General features: G+C 57.5%; 18 protein-coding genes and 1 riboswitch. Of the genes, 4 read left to right on the top strand and 14 right to left on the bottom strand.

Annotated elements, in window-relative coordinates:
- Nucleotides 1-21: 21 nt before the first annotated feature.
- Genes QWJ10_RS20225 through rnd form a run of 3 tightly spaced genes read right to left on the bottom strand, consistent with a single transcriptional unit; the run spans nucleotide 22 to nucleotide 2,435 of the window.
- The gene (locus tag QWJ10_RS20225) at nucleotides 22-954 is read right to left on the bottom strand and encodes a D-2-hydroxyacid dehydrogenase (RefSeq protein WP_289929420.1); all 933 of its coding nucleotides are present in this window, start codon (nucleotides 952-954) and stop codon (nucleotides 22-24) included.
- Between the two features lie 42 nt (nucleotides 955-996).
- Nucleotides 997-1,290, bottom strand: coding sequence for a YcgL domain-containing protein (locus QWJ10_RS20220; RefSeq protein WP_019366981.1), 294 nt, complete (start codon nucleotides 1,288-1,290; stop codon nucleotides 997-999).
- 17 nt (nucleotides 1,291-1,307) lie between these two features.
- Entirely contained in the window at nucleotides 1,308-2,435 is a 1,128-nt protein-coding gene (gene rnd, locus QWJ10_RS20215; RefSeq protein WP_197872857.1) for a ribonuclease D, read from the bottom strand.
- Nucleotides 2,436-2,844: 409 nt separating this feature from the next.
- Here rnd and QWJ10_RS20210 point away from each other — a divergent pair, with 409 nt between their 5' ends.
- Together QWJ10_RS20210 and QWJ10_RS20205 are read left to right on the top strand one after the other, a co-directional pair.
- Nucleotides 2,845-3,324, top strand: a complete 480-nt coding sequence (locus QWJ10_RS20210; RefSeq protein ID WP_010794727.1) for a hypothetical protein — start codon at nucleotides 2,845-2,847, stop codon at nucleotides 3,322-3,324.
- A gap of 141 nt (nucleotides 3,325-3,465) precedes the next feature.
- Nucleotides 3,466-4,761 (top strand): outer membrane protein transport protein, encoded by a 1,296-nt coding sequence (locus QWJ10_RS20205; RefSeq protein ID WP_010794728.1) that lies wholly within the window; start codon nucleotides 3,466-3,468, stop codon nucleotides 4,759-4,761.
- A 44-nt stretch (nucleotides 4,762-4,805) separates the two neighbouring features.
- On the opposite strand, the gene QWJ10_RS20200 is transcribed toward QWJ10_RS20205, so the two are convergent.
- The 10 genes from QWJ10_RS20200 to cobO are packed head-to-tail and all read right to left on the bottom strand — an operon-like array spanning nucleotide 4,806 to nucleotide 13,612.
- On the bottom strand, nucleotides 4,806-5,540 hold the full coding sequence (locus QWJ10_RS20200) for an adenosylcobinamide-GDP ribazoletransferase (RefSeq protein WP_197872855.1): 735 nt from the start codon (nucleotides 5,538-5,540) through the stop codon (nucleotides 4,806-4,808).
- Complete coding sequence (cobC, locus tag QWJ10_RS20195; RefSeq protein WP_197872854.1) at nucleotides 5,525-6,103, bottom strand: alpha-ribazole phosphatase; 579 nt, start codon at nucleotides 6,101-6,103, stop codon at nucleotides 5,525-5,527. The genes QWJ10_RS20200 and cobC overlap by 16 nt, the downstream gene beginning before the upstream one ends.
- Nucleotides 6,100-7,155: a nicotinate-nucleotide--dimethylbenzimidazole phosphoribosyltransferase gene (gene cobT / locus QWJ10_RS20190; protein WP_122042310.1), complete on the bottom strand. Its 1,056-nt coding sequence runs from the start codon at nucleotides 7,153-7,155 to the stop codon at nucleotides 6,100-6,102. The genes cobC and cobT overlap by 4 nt, the downstream gene beginning before the upstream one ends.
- Entirely contained in the window at nucleotides 7,152-7,673 is a 522-nt protein-coding gene (cobU, locus tag QWJ10_RS20185; RefSeq protein ID WP_125889630.1) for a bifunctional adenosylcobinamide kinase/adenosylcobinamide-phosphate guanylyltransferase, read from the bottom strand. Before cobU ends, cobT begins: the two co-directional genes overlap by 4 nt.
- Entirely contained in the window at nucleotides 7,670-9,127 is a 1,458-nt protein-coding gene (locus QWJ10_RS20180; protein WP_125889629.1) for a cobyric acid synthase, read from the bottom strand. The genes cobU and QWJ10_RS20180 overlap by 4 nt, the downstream gene beginning before the upstream one ends.
- On the bottom strand, nucleotides 9,124-10,113 hold the full coding sequence (cobD, locus tag QWJ10_RS20175) for a threonine-phosphate decarboxylase CobD (protein WP_289929401.1): 990 nt from the start codon (nucleotides 10,111-10,113) through the stop codon (nucleotides 9,124-9,126). The genes QWJ10_RS20180 and cobD overlap by 4 nt, the downstream gene beginning before the upstream one ends.
- Nucleotides 10,106-11,014, bottom strand: a complete 909-nt coding sequence (gene cbiB, locus QWJ10_RS20170; RefSeq protein WP_197872852.1) for an adenosylcobinamide-phosphate synthase CbiB — start codon at nucleotides 11,012-11,014, stop codon at nucleotides 10,106-10,108. Before cbiB ends, cobD begins: the two co-directional genes overlap by 8 nt.
- Nucleotides 11,011-11,676, bottom strand: a complete 666-nt coding sequence (gene bluB / locus QWJ10_RS20165) for a 5,6-dimethylbenzimidazole synthase (protein WP_074824168.1) — start codon at nucleotides 11,674-11,676, stop codon at nucleotides 11,011-11,013. The genes cbiB and bluB overlap by 4 nt, the downstream gene beginning before the upstream one ends.
- The gene (locus QWJ10_RS20160) at nucleotides 11,673-12,974 is read right to left on the bottom strand and encodes a cobyrinate a,c-diamide synthase (protein WP_197872851.1); all 1,302 of its coding nucleotides are present in this window, start codon (nucleotides 12,972-12,974) and stop codon (nucleotides 11,673-11,675) included. Before QWJ10_RS20160 ends, bluB begins: the two co-directional genes overlap by 4 nt.
- Nucleotides 12,971-13,612 (bottom strand): cob(I)yrinic acid a,c-diamide adenosyltransferase, encoded by a 642-nt coding sequence (gene cobO / locus QWJ10_RS20155; protein ID WP_010794738.1) that lies wholly within the window; start codon nucleotides 13,610-13,612, stop codon nucleotides 12,971-12,973. Before cobO ends, QWJ10_RS20160 begins: the two co-directional genes overlap by 4 nt.
- Nucleotides 13,613-13,728: 116 nt before the next feature.
- Nucleotides 13,729-13,925, bottom strand: a riboswitch (cobalamin riboswitch).
- Between the two features lie 215 nt (nucleotides 13,926-14,140).
- Between cobO and QWJ10_RS20150 the strand changes: the two genes are divergently transcribed.
- Nucleotides 14,141-14,506 carry a YggL family protein gene (locus QWJ10_RS20150; RefSeq protein ID WP_010794739.1) on the top strand — a complete coding sequence of 122 codons (366 nt, stop codon included), beginning with the start codon at nucleotides 14,141-14,143 and terminating at the stop codon, nucleotides 14,504-14,506.
- A 56-nt stretch (nucleotides 14,507-14,562) separates the two neighbouring features.
- Here QWJ10_RS20150 and QWJ10_RS20145 read toward each other — a convergent pair whose 3' ends face one another.
- On the bottom strand, nucleotides 14,563-15,534 hold the full coding sequence (locus QWJ10_RS20145; protein ID WP_197872850.1) for a restriction endonuclease: 972 nt from the start codon (nucleotides 15,532-15,534) through the stop codon (nucleotides 14,563-14,565).
- A gap of 460 nt (nucleotides 15,535-15,994) precedes the next feature.
- Here QWJ10_RS20145 and QWJ10_RS20140 point away from each other — a divergent pair, with 460 nt between their 5' ends.
- A complete protein-coding gene (locus QWJ10_RS20140; RefSeq protein WP_197872849.1) occupies nucleotides 15,995-16,861 on the top strand; it encodes a metallophosphoesterase in 867 nt (288 codons plus the stop codon).
- The last annotated feature ends 4 nt before the right edge of the window (nucleotides 16,862-16,865 follow it).

Genomic DNA, 16,865 nt, shown 5'->3' with positions numbered 1-16,865 from the left:
AGAGGCCGGCTCTGCACGCAATCAATACCCTTGCTTGAAATCCACCTGCCCTTTCAATGCCTCTCCGTTGCGGTAGCGGCTCAGGTTTTCAAGAAAGAGTCGGGCAATATAAGGGGGCGAAGACACTGCCGCGGTATGGCTGGTAATGATCAGTCCAGGCGCCGACCAGAACGCATGAGTCTTAGGCAGCGGCTCCTCTCGAAAAACATCGAGCACGGCGCCGGCCAGGTATTTCTGCTCCAATGCTGTTACCAGATCGGCATCCACAACGGCAGTGCCACGTCCTGCATTTACGAACAGTGCCGAAGGCTTCAGTTGTTTGAACAGGTCAAGCGTATAGAGATCACGCGTATGCGAAGTGTCAGGTAAAAGGTTGATGAGGTAGTCAGCTTTCGAGGCCTCACGACTCAAGTCCTCAAGACCATGCACGTCAAGAAAGCCGGGCAGTGCGCGCGGGCTTCTGGCAATACCGTAGAGCTCAACTCCAAAAGGCGCTAGAAAGCGTGCTACATCCTGGCCAATGTCACCGGCCCCGACAATCAGAACACGTCGCCCTGCCAGCGAGCCGGGGGTACAGGCTTCCCAGAGTCGATCCGCCTGTTTTCGAGCGCGCTCCAAGAGACATCGCTCATGGGCAAGCAGATAGCCGAGCACATACTCGCTCATCAGCTGCCCGAACACGCCCACTGCGCGCGTGAGCACATAGTCCTGCGTTAACCCGGAGGCCAGTAGCGGCCGGATGCCCGCCCAGGTGGACTGAACCCATGAGGGCTTGAGCCCCTGATCCAGAAGCTTTGCGACGAGATCTGGCTGCCCTAGCCAGATCTGGCACTCGGCAGCCACGCCTGCCACCTTTTCTGGATCATTACCTCCGACTATTTCCAGAGAGGCGTCCAACCCATGCAACGCGGTGAGATAGTCCTCATAACTGTCTTCCAACAACAAGAAACGCATGATCTGGTCTTTCCTTGACAAGCAGTGGTGATGACTGTCGCGTTACACGGGGTCGTTCATACGCAGCAAATGCTCAGGCAGATGCTCAATGTACTCCTCCTGAGGTGGTGGCATCTGCAGGTGATAGCCCTGCTTCTCCAAATTTTCCAAAACCTTTGCAGTGTCTTCGCGCTCCAGCTGTCGTTCCGGCGTAAGAACGAATTCAAACGTAAGCTGAGGGGTACCAAAGGCTGCAATCAACCCTTCTGGTACGCGGGCAAGCCCGTCACGCTTGTCGACGTAGAGGTACATTTCGCTTTTGCGCGGACTTTTGTAAATGGAACAGATTCGTTTCATGGGTACTCCGGATAACATCAGGTTCGCAAGGCAGCCAGGCGATCCAGCAAGGCCTGCCCCATCAACTCGCGGCGCCATCCGCGCAGCGTGTCGGGTAAAACATATTGACCATCCGGCCAGCCACTCTTAATCAAGGCTTCCAGCACTTTCTTTCGCAGCATGAGTTCAGGCGCCATGGTCAGGCGCTCAGCTTCACTCTGGCCAATGAGACGAAGGTCCTTCAGAATCGGCGAGATTTCCGGAGGCAGCGGCTCGGATAACGGCTCAGGCCATTGATCCGGAGGCGTCTTGGCGGCCTCGCTGATCAGCTCGATCAGGTGATCGCCGTATTGACGTACAGTACGAGGATGCATGTCATCGATACGGGCCAGCGCGACCTTGTCCTTGGGCTGAAGTCGCGCCAGAGGCCACAGGGAGCGCTCGCGCACAATACGATTGCGAGGCTGGTTACATAACCTTGCCTCCTGCTCGCGCCACGCACAGATGGCCCTTAGCACAGCCAGCTGCTGACGTGACAGACGCCAGCCCAGCTTGACATCTTTATACGCCTGATAGGGGTCCGACTCCTGCTTAAGGTTGGCTACCAGCTCACGGCCATCTTCCAAGAGCCATCCCCGCTTCGTCTGATCCAGGCGCTCAGACAACGCCAGATACAATTCCGCCAGATGCTCCACGTCAGCCGCGGCATAGCGCTCTTGTAGCTCCGTCAGTGGGCGCTGAAGCCAGTCCGAGCGTGTCTCGTCCTTGGGCAAGGCGATACCTAACAGTTCGTGTACCAGACGCGAATATCCCATCGAATGACCCAACCCCAAATAGGCAGCCGCCAGCTGCGTATCGAATAGCGGCTCGGGGAGGCTTCCGGTCAGCTTGAGCAGAACCTCAAGGTCCTCACTGCAGGCATGAAGGACTTTTATGACCTGCTTGTCTTCCAACAGCCCAGACAACGGCGCCCAGTCACTGATCGTCAATGGGTCGATCAGAAAAGCGCCCTGCCCGTCGCCGACCTGAAGGAGGCCCGCAATGGGATAGAAGGTATCGACCCGCATGAACTCGGTGTCGAGCACGATGAAGGGCAAGGTGCGCCAGAACGCGCATTGTCGAGCAAGGCTGGCATCGTCTTTGAGCCATTGGATAGCAAGAGCCACGTAAATCCTCCAGTACTGTTACCGGAAGTATATCCATCCTGAAGCGTTCAGGCAGATCAAAGGCCCAGATTAAGCCGCTTAATGCTTATCAAGCATCCCGATTTGCCACATTTGAGGCGTTTCGTTGTCTTAGAACATAGGGCAGGCTGCACGGCATGACCAGACAGGCGCCAGCCTGCCGAGGCGACCGCCATCCGAACCTGGCGGCATGAGTCTAACGTGACCAAGCGGAATATGGGCAGGGATGAAAACTTCAAAATCGTCTAACGGCTTAGGTTTACGTGCGAAACTTAAAGCTAAACTTGAAGTTCAAGGCCTAACGTCAAGAGAAGTCGGGGCTACACGAAAACAACATCAACCGACCAGGCATTCGACTCGAGCGGGTCATTGTCTTAGTGATGAGGTAGCCATGGGAATCGCTGCATGCGAATTGAGTCAGTATGTTATTCGTCCCACCCTGGTCTATCTAGACCGCTATTCCCTGGCAGCAGAGGCCATGCTGCTGGCCACCGCCGCCACGCAGTCTGCGCTAGGCGCCACGCTTGAAACACAGCAATACCACGGTATTTACCGAATTTCCGCCGAACGGCATGCCGCCCTCTGGGATTACTATCTGGCCCGCGACCCTGAGCTGGCCAGCCTTGTCCGAGGCCTAGCCAGTCAACATGCCTTTTTCGGGGCGCCTCATCTGGAGCTGACCGTCAACCTTCGTTATGCCACAGCAATCGCCTGGCTCATGATCGAAGAATCACGCCTGCCCTTACCGGAGCCTGACGACCATCAAGGGCAGGCCCGGTTATGGCGTAAGGTTTTCAATCCTAGAGGCCGTCTTCACGACTTTCACATGGCCTGGCAGCGCTGCAGCGAGACGTGGAACCAGGTAGCCTGAGTATGACCCGGTAGTCTTTTTTGAATAACGGCCAATAGACTGTTAAAACCTTTTTTGAGCGATACGCTCGTCGTGGCTGTTGGTAAAAGGTCACCGTTCTGATAGTTTCCGCCCGCGTCATCTTCTGGAGTTGCGCTAACAATGAAAACAACAGGGTTGAAAACAGCAATTGCGCTGGCTGTCGCCAGTTTTTCTAGCCTTAGCCTTGCCAACGGCATTGCCATCAACGAGCAAAGCGCCAGTGGCATGGGGACTTCCTTTGCCGGTCGTTCGTCCTCTGCATTGGATGCTTCGACCGTTTTTGGTAACCCGGCTGGCATGTCCAAGCTCAAGCGTACTGAAATCAGCGGCGGAGCGGCCGTAATTGATGCCAGTAGCGATTTTAGTAATGTGCGTTCGAATGCGCGTGGCACCAACGAAGGGGATATGGTGCCGACATCCGCCGTTCCGTTCGGCTACGTTGTAACACCACTTAATGATGATTGGCACTTTGGTCTGGGTATCTATGTACCCTACGCGCTGATCAGTGACTATGAAAATAGTTTCCAGGGTCGTTATCACGGATCGTACAGCAAGGTTGAGGTCATTACAGTCCAACCAACGCTGAGCTACAAGATCAATGACCGCGTATCCGTTGGCTTTGGTCCTACGATCAACCGAATCGCTGGCAAGCTGGAAAGCAACTTGTCCCTTGCGCCCTTGGGTGGCGGTGATGCGGAAGTCAAAATCAAGGGCGATGATGTTGCGCTGGGCTACAACATTGGCGTGCTGGCCGATGTAACGGATCAGTTAGCGGTCGGGGTCACCTACCACTCCAAAGTGAAATACAAGTTGGAGGGCCATACCAAGGCCAGTGGCGTGTCCAGTCTGTCTCCCGTCGTCAATCGCCTGATCAGCCCGCTGAATGGCAAGTACGATGCCGAGCTGGATATCACTACCCCTGAATCGCTGGATACATCCTTTACTTACAAGCTTGACGATCGCTGGACACTATACGGTGGCGCAACCTGGACCCGCTGGAGCCGTCTGGACAAGCTGGAAGTACAAAACAGTGGAACGCCTACAGTACCTACTCTGGGCAATGTCCTTGGTACAGTGGATGAAGAACTCAAATGGCACGACACTTGGTCCTATGCCATCGGCGCTTCCTATCAGCTGAACCCCCAATGGGTACTGCGCACTGGTTTCGCAATCGATCCATCGCCGACCGACAATGAATACCGCAACGTGCGTATTCCGGTGGGTAATCGCAAGACCGTATCGATTGGTGCAGGCTGGTCTCCTTCGCCTGATCTGACCGTTGATGTTGCCTATGCCTACCTGTGGGAAGACAAGGCCTCGATCAATCGTGAAGCGACTGCTTTGCAGCCGGCCTACAGTGCCAAGGTTGAAAACAGCGCCCATGGCTTGGCCGCTCAGGTCAGCTATCGCTTCTGATAGACACGTATGAAAAAACGCCGCCCTTGAGGCGGCGTTTTTATTCAGGTACTCGTCAGGGCTAGCGCAACCAGAACACCGCACTCAAGCAACTCGACCAGCGCACCCGCCGTATCGCCAGTAGTCCCGCCCAGGCGTGTCATGAATGCTCGACGAAGCCACAGAAAGAGCAGCCCTGCCATCAGCAAAGCGATCAGGCTTTCTCGTATCACGAGCAACATGGCAATGACATGGGCGGCCAGTACAAGGCGCAGCAATCGCTTCGGCATGTAATCGACCAGCACCTGACCCAAGCCTCCCGGCCTTGCGTAAGGGGTCACGAGTAGCAACCCAGGCAGCGCAACTCGCGCAAGCCAGGGAACTAGGAGGACGGCATCCAACTGGTGGTGCTCAAGCAGTACGTAAAGCGCCGCGAACTTGAGCAAGAGCACAATGATCACTGCAACGACCGCCATCGGGCCGGAGCGAGGGTCCTTCATGATCGTCAAGGTGCGTTCACGGTCGCCAAAACCACCGGCCCAGGCGTCTGCCGTGTCCGCCAGGCCGTCCAGATGCAGCGCACCGGTCAGCGCGACCCATACAGCCAGAACAATAGCGGCCTGCAATACCGGAGCCGCCTGCCCGAGCAGGTTGCCAAGCAGCCATAAAATGGTACCCACCAGCACGCCTACCATGGGGTACCACAATAAAGACTCACCGGTTTTCTCGGGTGGAGGCATGCCGGGCAGGCGTACCGGCAGACGAGTCAAGAACTGCAGGGCAATCAGGAAGGGCAGCATGGTGGGTACGTGTCGCTCAAGGCAGACGCCTCAAAAGCATGAAGACTGGCATAAGGAACTTCTACTTGAAGCAGATCTTTACGAGGTAGTCCCTGCTGCCGTGCCAGCAACAACCGGATAACGCCGCCATGGGTTACCACTAGTGCGTGCGTATCCGCTGTACGCCTGACTATACGCTCCATGGCGCCTAGGACACGCTGTTCGAACGTGGCCACCGGCTCTCCATTGGGCGGCGTAAAACTGTAGGGATCAGCCCAGAACTGGCCTAGGGCATCAGCCTGACCCTCCATCAGTTCGGCAGCGGTACGCCCCTCCCAATCGCCAAAGTCCAACTCGCGCAGGTCAGGCTCAAGTTTGCACTCTACCCCCTGCATACCTGCCAGCCACTCGGCAAAGGCTCGGCACCGCTCAAGGGGTGAGCTGATAATCAACTCCCATGACGGTAATGCCTGGACCGCGGCCTGCATACTGGACCAGCCCTGCTCCGAAAGCGGATGATCCAGACGCCCCCGAAAACCACCCGGCCCTTGTGTCTCACCATGTCTCAACAGAAACAGGCTCATGCCGGGCGATCCGATACGCTGGCCTCGGCAAAGGTCGCCATTTCGCCATGCAGGCGACACGCCAACTGAAGCAAGGGCACCGCCAATGCTGCACCGCTTCCCTCCCCCAGACGCAGCCCCAGCTCAATCAGCGGCTGAGCGTTGAGTGCTTCAAGCACAAGTGCATGGCCCGGCTCAGCTCCGCTGTGAGCAAACAGCAGCCACTCCCGCCCGGTGGGGCTCATTCGTACGGCGCACAAGGCGGCAACAGAGCTGATGAACCCATCGACCAATGCCGGAACCCCCTCCTGCATGCAGGCAAGGTAAGCGCCGGTCAACGCGGCAATCTCGAAGCCACCCAGACGGCGCAACACCTTTAGCGGGTTACTCAATGACTCCGCATGGCGTAGCAGACCACGCTGGATAACCGCGACCTTCAAGGCGATGCCATCTGCATCGAGTCCGGTTCCCGGCCCCGTCATCGCGAGGGGTGAAGCTTCCAGCAATGCACAAGCCATAGCGCTGGCCGCCGTGGTGTTGCCAATCCCCATCTCACCACCGATAAACAGCTGAGCGCCGCTTGCCTTGGCTTTCTGGACGCTGTCTCGTCCTGCCTGCAGAGCTGCCTCGCATTGAGCAACAGTCATGGCTGGCTCGCGAGTAAAGTTGGCCGTACCTGGACCAAGAGGACGATCAATAACGCCTGGCAACGCCTCCATGGGCTCAGCGGTTCCCAGATTAATGACCTCCAGCGGAGCCTTGAGCGAACGCGCTAGAACGCTGATGGCAGCGCCACCGCCAACAAAGTTGCGCAGCATTTCGCCTGTCACCGCCTGAGGATAGGCCGACACCCCTTCCTCCACGACACCGTGATCCCCTGCGAAGACACTGATTGCCACGTGCTCGATAACAGGCCGTTCACGTCCCTGCATCGCTGCCAGATCAATCGCAACCTGCTCCAGCAGCCCGAGTGCGCCACGCGGCTTGGTAAGCTGCGCCTGGCGGGCCGTCGCCAACTGACGGGCCCGCTCATCCAATGGCTGACAGGGTGCCTGCCACCAGTACTGCGTCATAAAGAAGCTCCTTTGAGCGTCATTGGCAAACCTGCCACGGTCAACACAACACGATCACATTGCTCGGCCAGCGCCTGGTGCAGCCAGCCCGCCTCATCAACATAGCGCCGGGTTAGCTCACCCAGCGGCACTACTCCCATGCCAGTCTCGTTGCTGACCAGAATGATATGGCCTGGTAGCCCGGATAGGGCTTCCAGCAAGGCCGCTCGCTCCCGGGCGAGCATAGTGGCATCCTCTGCCATTAGAAGATTGGTCAGCCAGAGGGTCAGGCAATCCACCAGAAGACAGCGCCCAGTCGAAGCATGAGCTTGCAGCACCGCAGCTAGATAAAGAGGCTCTTCCACCAGTCTCCACTCAACGGGGCGGCGGTCGGCATGCTGGGCAATTCGGATACGCATTTCGCCGTCCCAGGCCTGGGCCGTCGCAATGTAGATGACATCCAGACCTGAGTCAGTGGCCAATTTTTCTGCAAGGCGACTCTTGCCCGAACGCGCGCCCCCCAGAATCAATTCCTTCATTGGTTTATTCCACATAAAGCACGCAATTTCGCGGTGTCCAGATGCTGGTCGACCAAGTCCGCCAGCCGTTCGAGATCGCGCTCGCGCAAAGCATGGTAGTCGACACGTTCAGGAGTAGTCAGCCCCGCCCAGCGCAACAAGGCGGTGCACGCATCAGGCGACTCGAACAACCCATGCAGGTAGGTTCCCATGATCAGCCCGTCTTCGCTCAGTGCGCCATCGCAGCGACCATCATCCAGGATAATGGCAGGTTGCTCCAAGGCGGCCCCTTCGGTGACTCCCGCATGAATCTCGTACCCTGTTACGGCAGACCGGGTAGCCGCCAGGCACCCCGCGACATTACGGAGTTGTTTTTCAGCGGCCAGCTCGGTGTTCATGTCGAGCACGCCCAAACCTGTGCTGTCACCTGGATCACCTTCCAACCCGAGCGGGTCACTTACGGTACGGCCCAGCATCTGATAGCCGCCACAAATACCCAGCACGCGTCCTCCATAACGGAGATGCCGTTGAATATCAGTATCCCACCCCTGTTTGCGCATGAAGGCCAGATCGCCTCGCACGCTTTTTGACCCAGGAAGAATGATCAGGTCGCAAGGCGGTAGCGCCTGACCTTGCCTTACAAAACTGATTTCGACTTGGGGATGCAGCCTTAACGGATCGAAGTCAGTGTGGTTGCTGATACGTGGAAACACCGGCACCACCACTCGGATAACCTCGTCCCGCTTGGCGACCTGTCGCGTATCGACCGCATCTTCGGCTTCGAGATGCAGGTCGTGCAAGTAAGGCAGAACACCCAGCACCGGCTTGCCCGTCCGCGCTTCCAGCCAGTCCAGGCCCGGCTTGAGCAATGCAATATCGCCGCGGAAACGGTTGATAACGAAACCGGCTACACGCTGCTGCTCCGACTCGCTGAGAAGCTCTAGCGTGCCCACGAGATGGGCGAAGACACCGCCCCGGTCGATATCGGCGATCAGGATAACCGGGCAGTCCACGCGCTCGGCAAACCCCATGTTGGCAATATCGCCTTCACGCAGGTTGATTTCTGCGGGCGAGCCTGCTCCTTCCACCATGATCACCTCGTATCGGCCGGCCAGACGCGCATGGGATTCCAGCACCGCCTCGCGAGCGATACGCTTGTAGCCGTGATAGGTCTTGGCATCCATCGTAGCCACTGCACGACCATGAATAATGACCTGTGCGCCGATGTCCGTATTGGGTTTGAGCAACACGGGATTCATATCTGTATGCGGCGCGATTCCACAGGCTTGGGCCTGTACAGCCTGGGCGCGCCCTATCTCACCATGGTCTGCCGTGACGGCACTGTTGAGAGCCATGTTTTGTGGTTTGAACGGTACGACAGCCACCCCCTGGCGTTTGAGCCAGCGGCATAAACCGGCGACCAAGGTGCTCTTGCCGGCATCGGAGGTGGTGCCCTGCACCATCACGGTTGTCATAAGGAATCCTTGTATACCTGCAAAGCCAGGGTGAGTCGCGTCCACCCGGCTTCATCACCGGGAAGACCAAAGCGGATGCCCGCTATTGAAGGGAAAAAACGCGTGAGAATGGCTCGTCTGGCCAGGAACTCATGAAGCGCCTCAGCATCGGGTCGAGACAACCATTGAAACAGACCGCATCCGCCATCAGGGACCAGCTCGTGAGCGGTCAATACATCAGCCAGGCGCTGCCCTGCCGTCGCAAGCCTCTTGCGCTGCCGGTCATGACCACGCTTATCGAGCAGAATTTCACGTGCCACGGCCCGAGCTGGACCACTGACTGTCCAAGGGCCCAAAACATCGTCCAGTCGCTCCAGCAGGCTCGCTTCAGCCAGCACAAAGCCCAGACGGATACCGGCAAGACCGAAGAATTTCCCGAAAGACCGCAGTACGATCAATCCTGGCCGATCCGCCCATGAAGCCAGACTGTAAGCGGGAGAGAGATCCATGAACGCCTCATCCACGACTAGCCAACCACTCCGGTCGGTCAGCTTGGCATGCCAGCGGAGCAGCCGCTCAGGCTCGATAAGCTGTCCGGTAGGATTGTTCGGGTTGACCAGAACCAAGACGTCAAGCGTGCTTAGCGCTGCCTCTACATCGTCGAGTGATAGGGGTACAACATAATGCTCTGCTCGCTCCCAGGCCTGCTCGTGTTCAGCGTAGCAGGGTGCCAGTACGCCTACTCGCCCTTCAGGGCGAAGTGTGGGAAGGGCCTGGATGGCCGCCTGCGAGCCGGCAGCAGGCAGCACTCGTGGAGCACCGTAGTAACAAGCGGCAGCCTCCTCCAGGCCGTCGTTTGTCTCGGGCAGACGCGCCCAGGCTGATAACGGTATGTGGGGTATTGGCCAGGGCATAGGCGCAAGCCCTGTCGACAGGTCCAGCCAATCCTCCAACGCGATACCATAGCGCTGCGCAGCCTTGCGCAGACGTCCGCCATGCTCAAGCACTGATCACGCCTCCCAGCACGATAACGGCCACCCAGAGCATGACGCCCCGACGGACGAGCAGCAGTGCCATATCGATACTGTGCGCTGTGGGTGCAGGCCCCAATCCCAGAACAGGCCGATCATGTAGCTCGCCGTGATAGCGCGCTGGGCCACCCAGTGTCACGCCCAGCGCACCGGCGCCCGCCGCCATGACCGGACCGGCATTGGGACTGTCCCAACGAGGCGCCTGTGTTCGCCAGCAATGCAGAGCGGAGCCAAAGTTACCCAACAGTGCATACGTCAATGCCACCAGACGCGCCGGCATGTAATTGAGCCCATCATCTATGCGTGCAGCCGCCCAGCCAAAGCGTTCGAAGCGGGTATTGCGATAGCCCCACATGGCATCCAGCGTATTGGCCAAGCGGTATAGAACAACACCTGGGGCGCCTAACAGGACAAACCAGAAGAGAGCCGCAAAAACAGCGTCGCTTCCGTTTTCCAGTACGGATTCTGTACCTGCCCGCGCGACAGCCTCTTCATCCAGCTCACGGGTTTCCCGGCTGACCACATAGCCAACACGCCGCCGCGCCTCCTCCAGGTTATTACGCCGTAGCGCCAGCGCGATGGGCTTGGCATGCTCGCCCAAGCTTTTAAGGCCAAGCGCGAAGTACAGCGCCAGCGCCTCAACCAGCCAGCCTACATAGGGAATCTGATCGAGTAGCGCTACCAAGACGACCCATGGTAGTACAGCCATGCACCAAGCCGTCAGCCCGTGACTGCGCCAGCCGCCACCGCCTGGATTGAAACGGCGCTCCAGCGCGTTTGCCCACCAGCCAAATCCCACCAGAGGATGCCAACGTCGAGGCTCGCCCAGTATCGTATCCAGCAGTACACCTAAAAAGATGGTCAGGGCCAGAATCATGTCTTCTCAGTCTCCTTGACAGAACCCCAGCGGTTTTCAAACACGAGCTCATCCAACGGGCGAGCCGTCCGCCAACCCTCCTCGACCAGCATGGGCTGATTGTAAAAGGCCTCGACAGGGCCAAGACACAGGATGGCCAGCGGCTTGCTGCCTTCCGGCATTTCCAGCAGTTCAGCCACTGCAGCCGGGTCGAACAGCGAAACCCATCCCATCCCGAGCCCCTCCGCCCGGGCGGACAACCATAGATTCTGGATCGCACAAGACAGTGATGCCACGTCCATTTCAGGCAGCGTACGGCGTCCGAAGATATGGGCTTCTCGCCCCTCCATGAGGGCAGCCACCAGCAGCTCGGCACACTCCTTTATGCCTTCCACCTTGAGCCGCATGAACTCATCGCTACGCTCACCCAGTGCCTCTGCCGTGCAGACACGCTCGGACTCGACCAGCCGGTAAAGCTCGGCACGCAGCCCCTGGTCAGTAATGCGCATGAAGCGCCATGGCTGCATGAGGCCTACGCTTGGCGCTTGATGAGCAGCGCTCAACAGCCGCCGCAGCTGATCCTCCGGTACATGGCCGCCACTGAAATGACGCATGTCACGTCGTTCGGCGATAGCACGATAGACGCCGGCCTGCTCGGCGGAAGTAAAGGCGTGAGGATTCATGGTGCTAGCAGGGCAGCCGCCGTTTCGGGGGCGGATGGCATGTAGAAGTGAATGTAGCTGGCAGTCAGGCGGCCCTGTTGGAACACCGACTCCGCCGTGGCCTTGCCATTGGGACAGATACCACGCAACGTTGGAGCCAGTGGCGATTCCAAGGATGAGTGATGATACGTATGGCCACGCAAGGTGCCGCTATCGAAGGCAACGCTTTGCAGCGCCAGTGCAGTAAGACGTGGCTGCAAGGTAGCTTCCCCTTCGAGAAGTCCAACCATCTCGCCCTGCTCGCCTGTCTTGTCAGCCAGGCGCTCCAGCAGATAGAGCATCCCCCCGCATTCGGCCAGAATGGGCTTGCCTGCGGCATGATGCGCCCGAATAGCAGACTGCATGGCGGTATTTCCAGACAGCTGTTGAATATGTAATTCAGGATAACCGCCCGGCAAGTAGAGACTGTCTACTTCCGGTAACTGCTGGTCCTGCAACACTGAAAAATGCCGAATCTCAGCGCCCATGGCGCGTAGAAGATCAAGGTTCGCCTGATAAAGAAACGACAGTGCCGCGTCGCGTGCAACCCCGATGCGCACATCAGCCAGCAGCGGTTCGACGCTCTTCTTCATAGGGGCCTGAAACAGCACAGGCTCCGGTAGTGAGGTATCGGCACTGGCAGCAATGGCATCGGCCGCAGCGTCCAGACGTGCATCCAGATCCGACAACTCGTCAGCCTGGATCAGTCCAAGATGCCGGCTCGGCAACTCGATACCCGAATTGCGCGGCAAGGCGCCAAACCAGCGCATACCGCTTGGCAAACTGGCCTTGAGCAGCTCGGTCTGCCGGGCGCTGGAGCCACGATTGGCCAGTACGCCAGCAAAGGGCAGATCCGCCTGATAATGTGCAAGACCGTAGGCTAATGCCCCAAAGGTCTGCGCCATGCCGGTCGCCTCAATAATACCCAGTACCGGCACATTGAAGCGACGTGCCAGGTCCGCACTAGACGGCGTGCCGTCAAACAGCCCCATGACGCCTTCGATAAGGATCAGATCAGCTTCGCCTGCCGCTTCCCATAGCAGCCGGCGACTTTCTTCTTCCCCTACCATCCACAAGTCAAGCTGGTACACCGGCGCACCGCTCGCACGGGCCAGGATCATGGGATCGAGAAAGTCCGGGCCGCACTTGAATACACGGACCTTGCGGCCCTGTCTTCTATGCAGACGTGCCAGGGCTGCCGTTACACTGGTCTTGCCCTGGCCGGAGGCCGGCGCGGCAACCAGGAGCGCCGGACACCGACGATGATCATGCAGGTTCAAAATTCGATTCCTTTCTGGGCGCGAATGCCGCTCTGGAAGGCATGCTTGACCAAGCCCATTTCACTGACGGTATCAGCCGCGTCGATCAGCGCCTGCGGTGCACCGCGCCCCGTTACGACAACGTGTTGGGAGACCGGACGCGCCTCGATATCCGCCAGCACGTCTTCAACTTTCAGGTAGCCATGCTTGAATGCGATATTCAGTTCATCAAGCACTACGAGTGCTATTTCAGGATCACTCAATAATGCCTTGGCAACAGCCCAGGCACTGGCAGCGTTTTCGATGTCCCGTTGACGATCCTGGGTCTCCCACGTGAATCCCTGGCCCATCACATGGTAACGGACCTCCTCGGGGAACCGCTGGAAGAACATCTGCTCACCGGTGCTGACGCGTCCCTTGATGAACTGCACGACGCCCACTTTCAGTCCATGCCCCAAGGCTCGGGCCACCATGCCAAAGGCAGAGCTGCTCTTGCCCTTGCCGATACCGGTGTGTACCAGCAGCAAGCCTCGCTCATTCTGTGCATTGGCGATCCGCTCGTCCATGACAGCTTTCTTACGGACCATTCGCTCACGGTGGCGCTCATTGCGCGCATCATCGACGGGTAACGAGGTGGGGGTTTCCGGGGTATCGCTCATGACGCTCTCCTTCAGGCAAGGGCTGAGGCGAACGGAAAGATCTGCTCCGCAAGGATACAGACGAGGCAACGACGCACAACGCCATTAGCCCTGTGCGACGATCAATGCCCTCCGCATTGCCGTGTAACGCCTGAGGCCGGTCTCCGGGCTCGTGAGCGGAAACTCCTCCGCCGCGCCTTCCCAGACAGCTGTCCAGTGGCCTGTGCGACGTTCAACTCACCTACCGTTGCGGGGGCAGCGCCGGCTTGCTACCGGCTTCCCTGTTTCACCTCGTCGACCCATGTCACGAGGCACCTCAAGCAGACGCGCAGGTTACGGGCAAGCCCTGGGAGCGTCAACGAAAGTCATGGCAAATGGAGATAAATCTTTGCGCAGAAAATCCACCGGCACGACAGATTCATTTCGTTTTATCGTCACCGCGCTATCATATTTGATAGCCATGCTGGCTGAAGCTGGTGATAATGCGCCGCTTTCCATCCAGTCAAACCCTTTGGCTGGCCATGAAGTTATCGAGCTACAGGTCTCCCTATGTCCGAATCCACTGCCAACGATCCCCGTCTTAGCCGCATGAAGCGCCGTATCCGCAAGAAGCTCTACCTGGGCGAATTCCAGGAACTGGCATTCGAGCTCAAGGCTGATTTCAAGGAATCGCTTGAAGACGAAGCGCTAGAAGCGCTGCTGAGCGATTTCGTCGATTTCGTCGAGTCCCGTAACCTGGACTACATGGGTGGCTTCGGCGAAACCTGGATCGAAGGCACTATCATGGCAAACAAGCGCTACGGCTCGCCCACCGAGGAAGACCGTCAGGCCCTGACCGATTGGCTCAAGGCACGCAAGGAAGTGGCAAGCGCTTCTGCCAGCGAACTCTACGATGCCTGGCACTTTGAAGAGTAACAGGTCATCGTGAAAAGCCCCGGCAAAGTGCCGGGGCTTTTTTATTTCTGCTGCGTTCAGGAGGCTGGCCAGTAGATCCGCGTCAAGGGAATCAGAGATTTCAGCTCCAGATCCAGAGACTCGTAATGCACCAGAAGCATGTCGACTAACTGATCCATGTCCATCAGAGCCACCAATTGACCGGCGCGCTCGGCCTCATAGATGGCCTCCTGGCTGAAGCCGCATGTACTGACAAAAATACCCTTGTCGTCAGCCTTCAGACAGTTCAGAAGCGCTCGCAAAGTCTCACCGCCTACAACACCTTGACGATGCTGAACCTGGACCTTTACATGAGGGGGATGCAGACCCAGGCCATCCAGGGAGGCCTCAATAGCCAGGCTACCGTTGGACGCAGGAGGCTGTTTGGTGATAAATCCCATGGCGCGTACCAGACCGGACACCAGTTGGATGATCTGCGCCTCGGAAAGACGATCGAGCCGATCAGCAATCAGTTCGCGAGCCTGTGCCTCCATATCCTGTCGAGCACTCAGGATAGTGTCGGCCTCCTGCTCGCCCGGCTGAAAATCACCACGGCTGAGTGAGTCGAGCTGCTGCCAGATTTCCTGGCGCAACTGACAACCCTGCACCGCATTCAATGCATTGCGCGCCTTGACGCTGAGCTGCGCACGGGGAATCTGTGCATACCACCTGACTTGTCTCAGGTTGGGCCACTCCTCGCATTCATGCGGATCATAGCTATACCCACCTGTAACATGTCCCAGCCAGTACTGACGCGTCCTGTGGTCATACACGACTAAGGCATCGCCTACCCTGATGTCGTGGGTTAGCGTCTTGAGCGCTGACGCCCACGTATCCAACATTGACTCACTATGCTGAGTCGTATACTCGGAAAGCTTGATCTTAATTGCCTTTTCATCAGGATAAGCCCGCAAATCGCCTAGCTTGGGCCAACCCAGCGCAATTACCCCACGGCGCAACGCCTCGTTAAGCGCGCGCCCTTCTACCTCAATCTTCCACGCTTGATTCATAGCGATGCGCTTCCATTAACCTGCAGATGCCTCCTGCTTGAAGGTACCCGCACATTCTGGTGAGAAATCAGTAATCAGGTTTGTAACCAGACCAAAATCCGGGAAGCGATGACGTCTAAAACGCCCGTGATATGTTACAAATCGTGAGCCATGAAGTACTGCTAATTATTGATAGCGACAAGCAGCGGCAGCAGATTACTGCTCAATGATGAGAAACTGTCTGCAAGTTTTTGGATAAAAACATCACATATTTTTCCTTGCCCCATGCAAAGGGACATCGGTGTCGTTTTTCATCGATAATGCCGTTTGAACGTTTAAACGAATAACGGCTAACTCAAGACGCCCATGCAAGTGGAATTGCCTAACCACTTACAGCCTCTTAACCGTTAAATCAGGCCAGACAATCGAATTCTCGCCGCCCATTAGCGTCGTAACTTCACACTGACAGCATGCATTTCCCATGACAACGATTCTGCAAATCTCCGATACTCACTTCGGTACCGAACAACAACCCGTACTTGATGCGTTGGAAGATCACGTACGTGAACATGGCGCCGACTTGCTGATTCTTTCAGGAGATATCACACAGCGAGCCCGTGACAAGCAGTTCGAAGCCGGGCTGGCTTACGTGCAGCGTCTTGAGAAATATGGCATTCCAGCTACCCTGGTAATACCAGGCAACCACGACATTCCGCTTTATAACCTCTTTGCCCGATTCATGACGCCCTATGCCAATTATCAGCGTCATTTTGGAAGCGACCTTGAGCCTACCTATGAAGATGAACATCTTCTGGTCATTGGGTTGAACACTACGCACCCCAAGCGACGCAAGGACGGAGCGGTTACATCCGAGCAGATTCAACGCGTCGTCGACCGCTTGAACAAGACCTCAAAGGAAAAGCTGCGCATCGTTGTAGCACATCAACCCTTTGGCGCCATGGTTCTGAGTGACTTGAGCAATCTGCAGGGCGGTGCAGGAGATGCGCTTACCGCCTGGGCCGACGCCGGCCTAGACTTGGTAATGGGTGGCCATATCCACCTCCCTTATGTTCTTCCCCTAAGCGGCCAGTACCCTGAGCTTTCCCGAGAGATATGGATTGTGCAGGCAGGCACGACGCTCTCCTCTCGCGTACGTGGCAGTGCACCCAACTCCTTCAATCGACTGATCGTAGGCAACGGTGAAACTAAATGCATCGAGGTAGAGCGCTGGGACTTCATCGACAAGCGCTTTACGGTTGCCGAGCGCTTCAACCTGACCTGGAAGGCAGAAGAGCAGGCACTGGAGACGGATCGTCATGAGGTCCTGGTGCCCGGCGGTCAGCAGTAAGAAG

Origin of the sequence: Pseudomonas sp. WAC2, assembly GCF_030403525.1 — a bacterium.
GTDB classification, from domain to species: domain Bacteria; phylum Pseudomonadota; class Gammaproteobacteria; order Pseudomonadales; family Pseudomonadaceae; genus Chryseomonas; species Chryseomonas luteola.
The sequence above is the reverse complement of the archived record's forward strand: the minus strand, read 5'-3'. Positions and strand labels throughout refer to the sequence as shown.

Coding starts and splice junctions, on each gene's coding strand:
- QWJ10_RS20225 (WP_289929420.1), bottom strand. CDS start 954: ATGCGTTTCTTGTTGTTGGAAGACAGTTATGAGGACTATCTCACCGCG.
- QWJ10_RS20220 (WP_019366981.1), bottom strand. CDS start 1,290: ATGAAACGAATCTGTTCCATTTACAAAAGTCCGCGCAAAAGCGAAATG.
- QWJ10_RS20210 (WP_010794727.1), top strand. CDS start 2,845: ATGGGAATCGCTGCATGCGAATTGAGTCAGTATGTTATTCGTCCCACC.
- QWJ10_RS20205 (WP_010794728.1), top strand. CDS start 3,466: ATGAAAACAACAGGGTTGAAAACAGCAATTGCGCTGGCTGTCGCCAGT.
- QWJ10_RS20200 (WP_197872855.1), bottom strand. CDS start 5,540: ATGCTGCCCTTCCTGATTGCCCTGCAGTTCTTGACTCGTCTGCCGGTA.
- cobC (WP_197872854.1), bottom strand. CDS start 6,103: ATGAGCCTGTTTCTGTTGAGACATGGTGAGACACAAGGGCCGGGTGGT.
- cobT (WP_122042310.1), bottom strand. CDS start 7,155: ATGACGCAGTACTGGTGGCAGGCACCCTGTCAGCCATTGGATGAGCGG.
- cobU (WP_125889630.1), bottom strand. CDS start 7,673: ATGAAGGAATTGATTCTGGGGGGCGCGCGTTCGGGCAAGAGTCGCCTT.
- QWJ10_RS20180 (WP_125889629.1), bottom strand. CDS start 9,127: ATGACAACCGTGATGGTGCAGGGCACCACCTCCGATGCCGGCAAGAGC.
- cbiB (WP_197872852.1), bottom strand. CDS start 11,014: ATGATTCTGGCCCTGACCATCTTTTTAGGTGTACTGCTGGATACGATA.
- bluB (WP_074824168.1), bottom strand. CDS start 11,676: ATGAATCCTCACGCCTTTACTTCCGCCGAGCAGGCCGGCGTCTATCGT.
- cobO (WP_010794738.1), bottom strand. CDS start 13,612: ATGAGCGATACCCCGGAAACCCCCACCTCGTTACCCGTCGATGATGCG.
- QWJ10_RS20150 (WP_010794739.1), top strand. CDS start 14,141: ATGTCCGAATCCACTGCCAACGATCCCCGTCTTAGCCGCATGAAGCGC.
- QWJ10_RS20145 (WP_197872850.1), bottom strand. CDS start 15,534: ATGAATCAAGCGTGGAAGATTGAGGTAGAAGGGCGCGCGCTTAACGAG.
- QWJ10_RS20140 (WP_197872849.1), top strand. CDS start 15,995: ATGACAACGATTCTGCAAATCTCCGATACTCACTTCGGTACCGAACAA.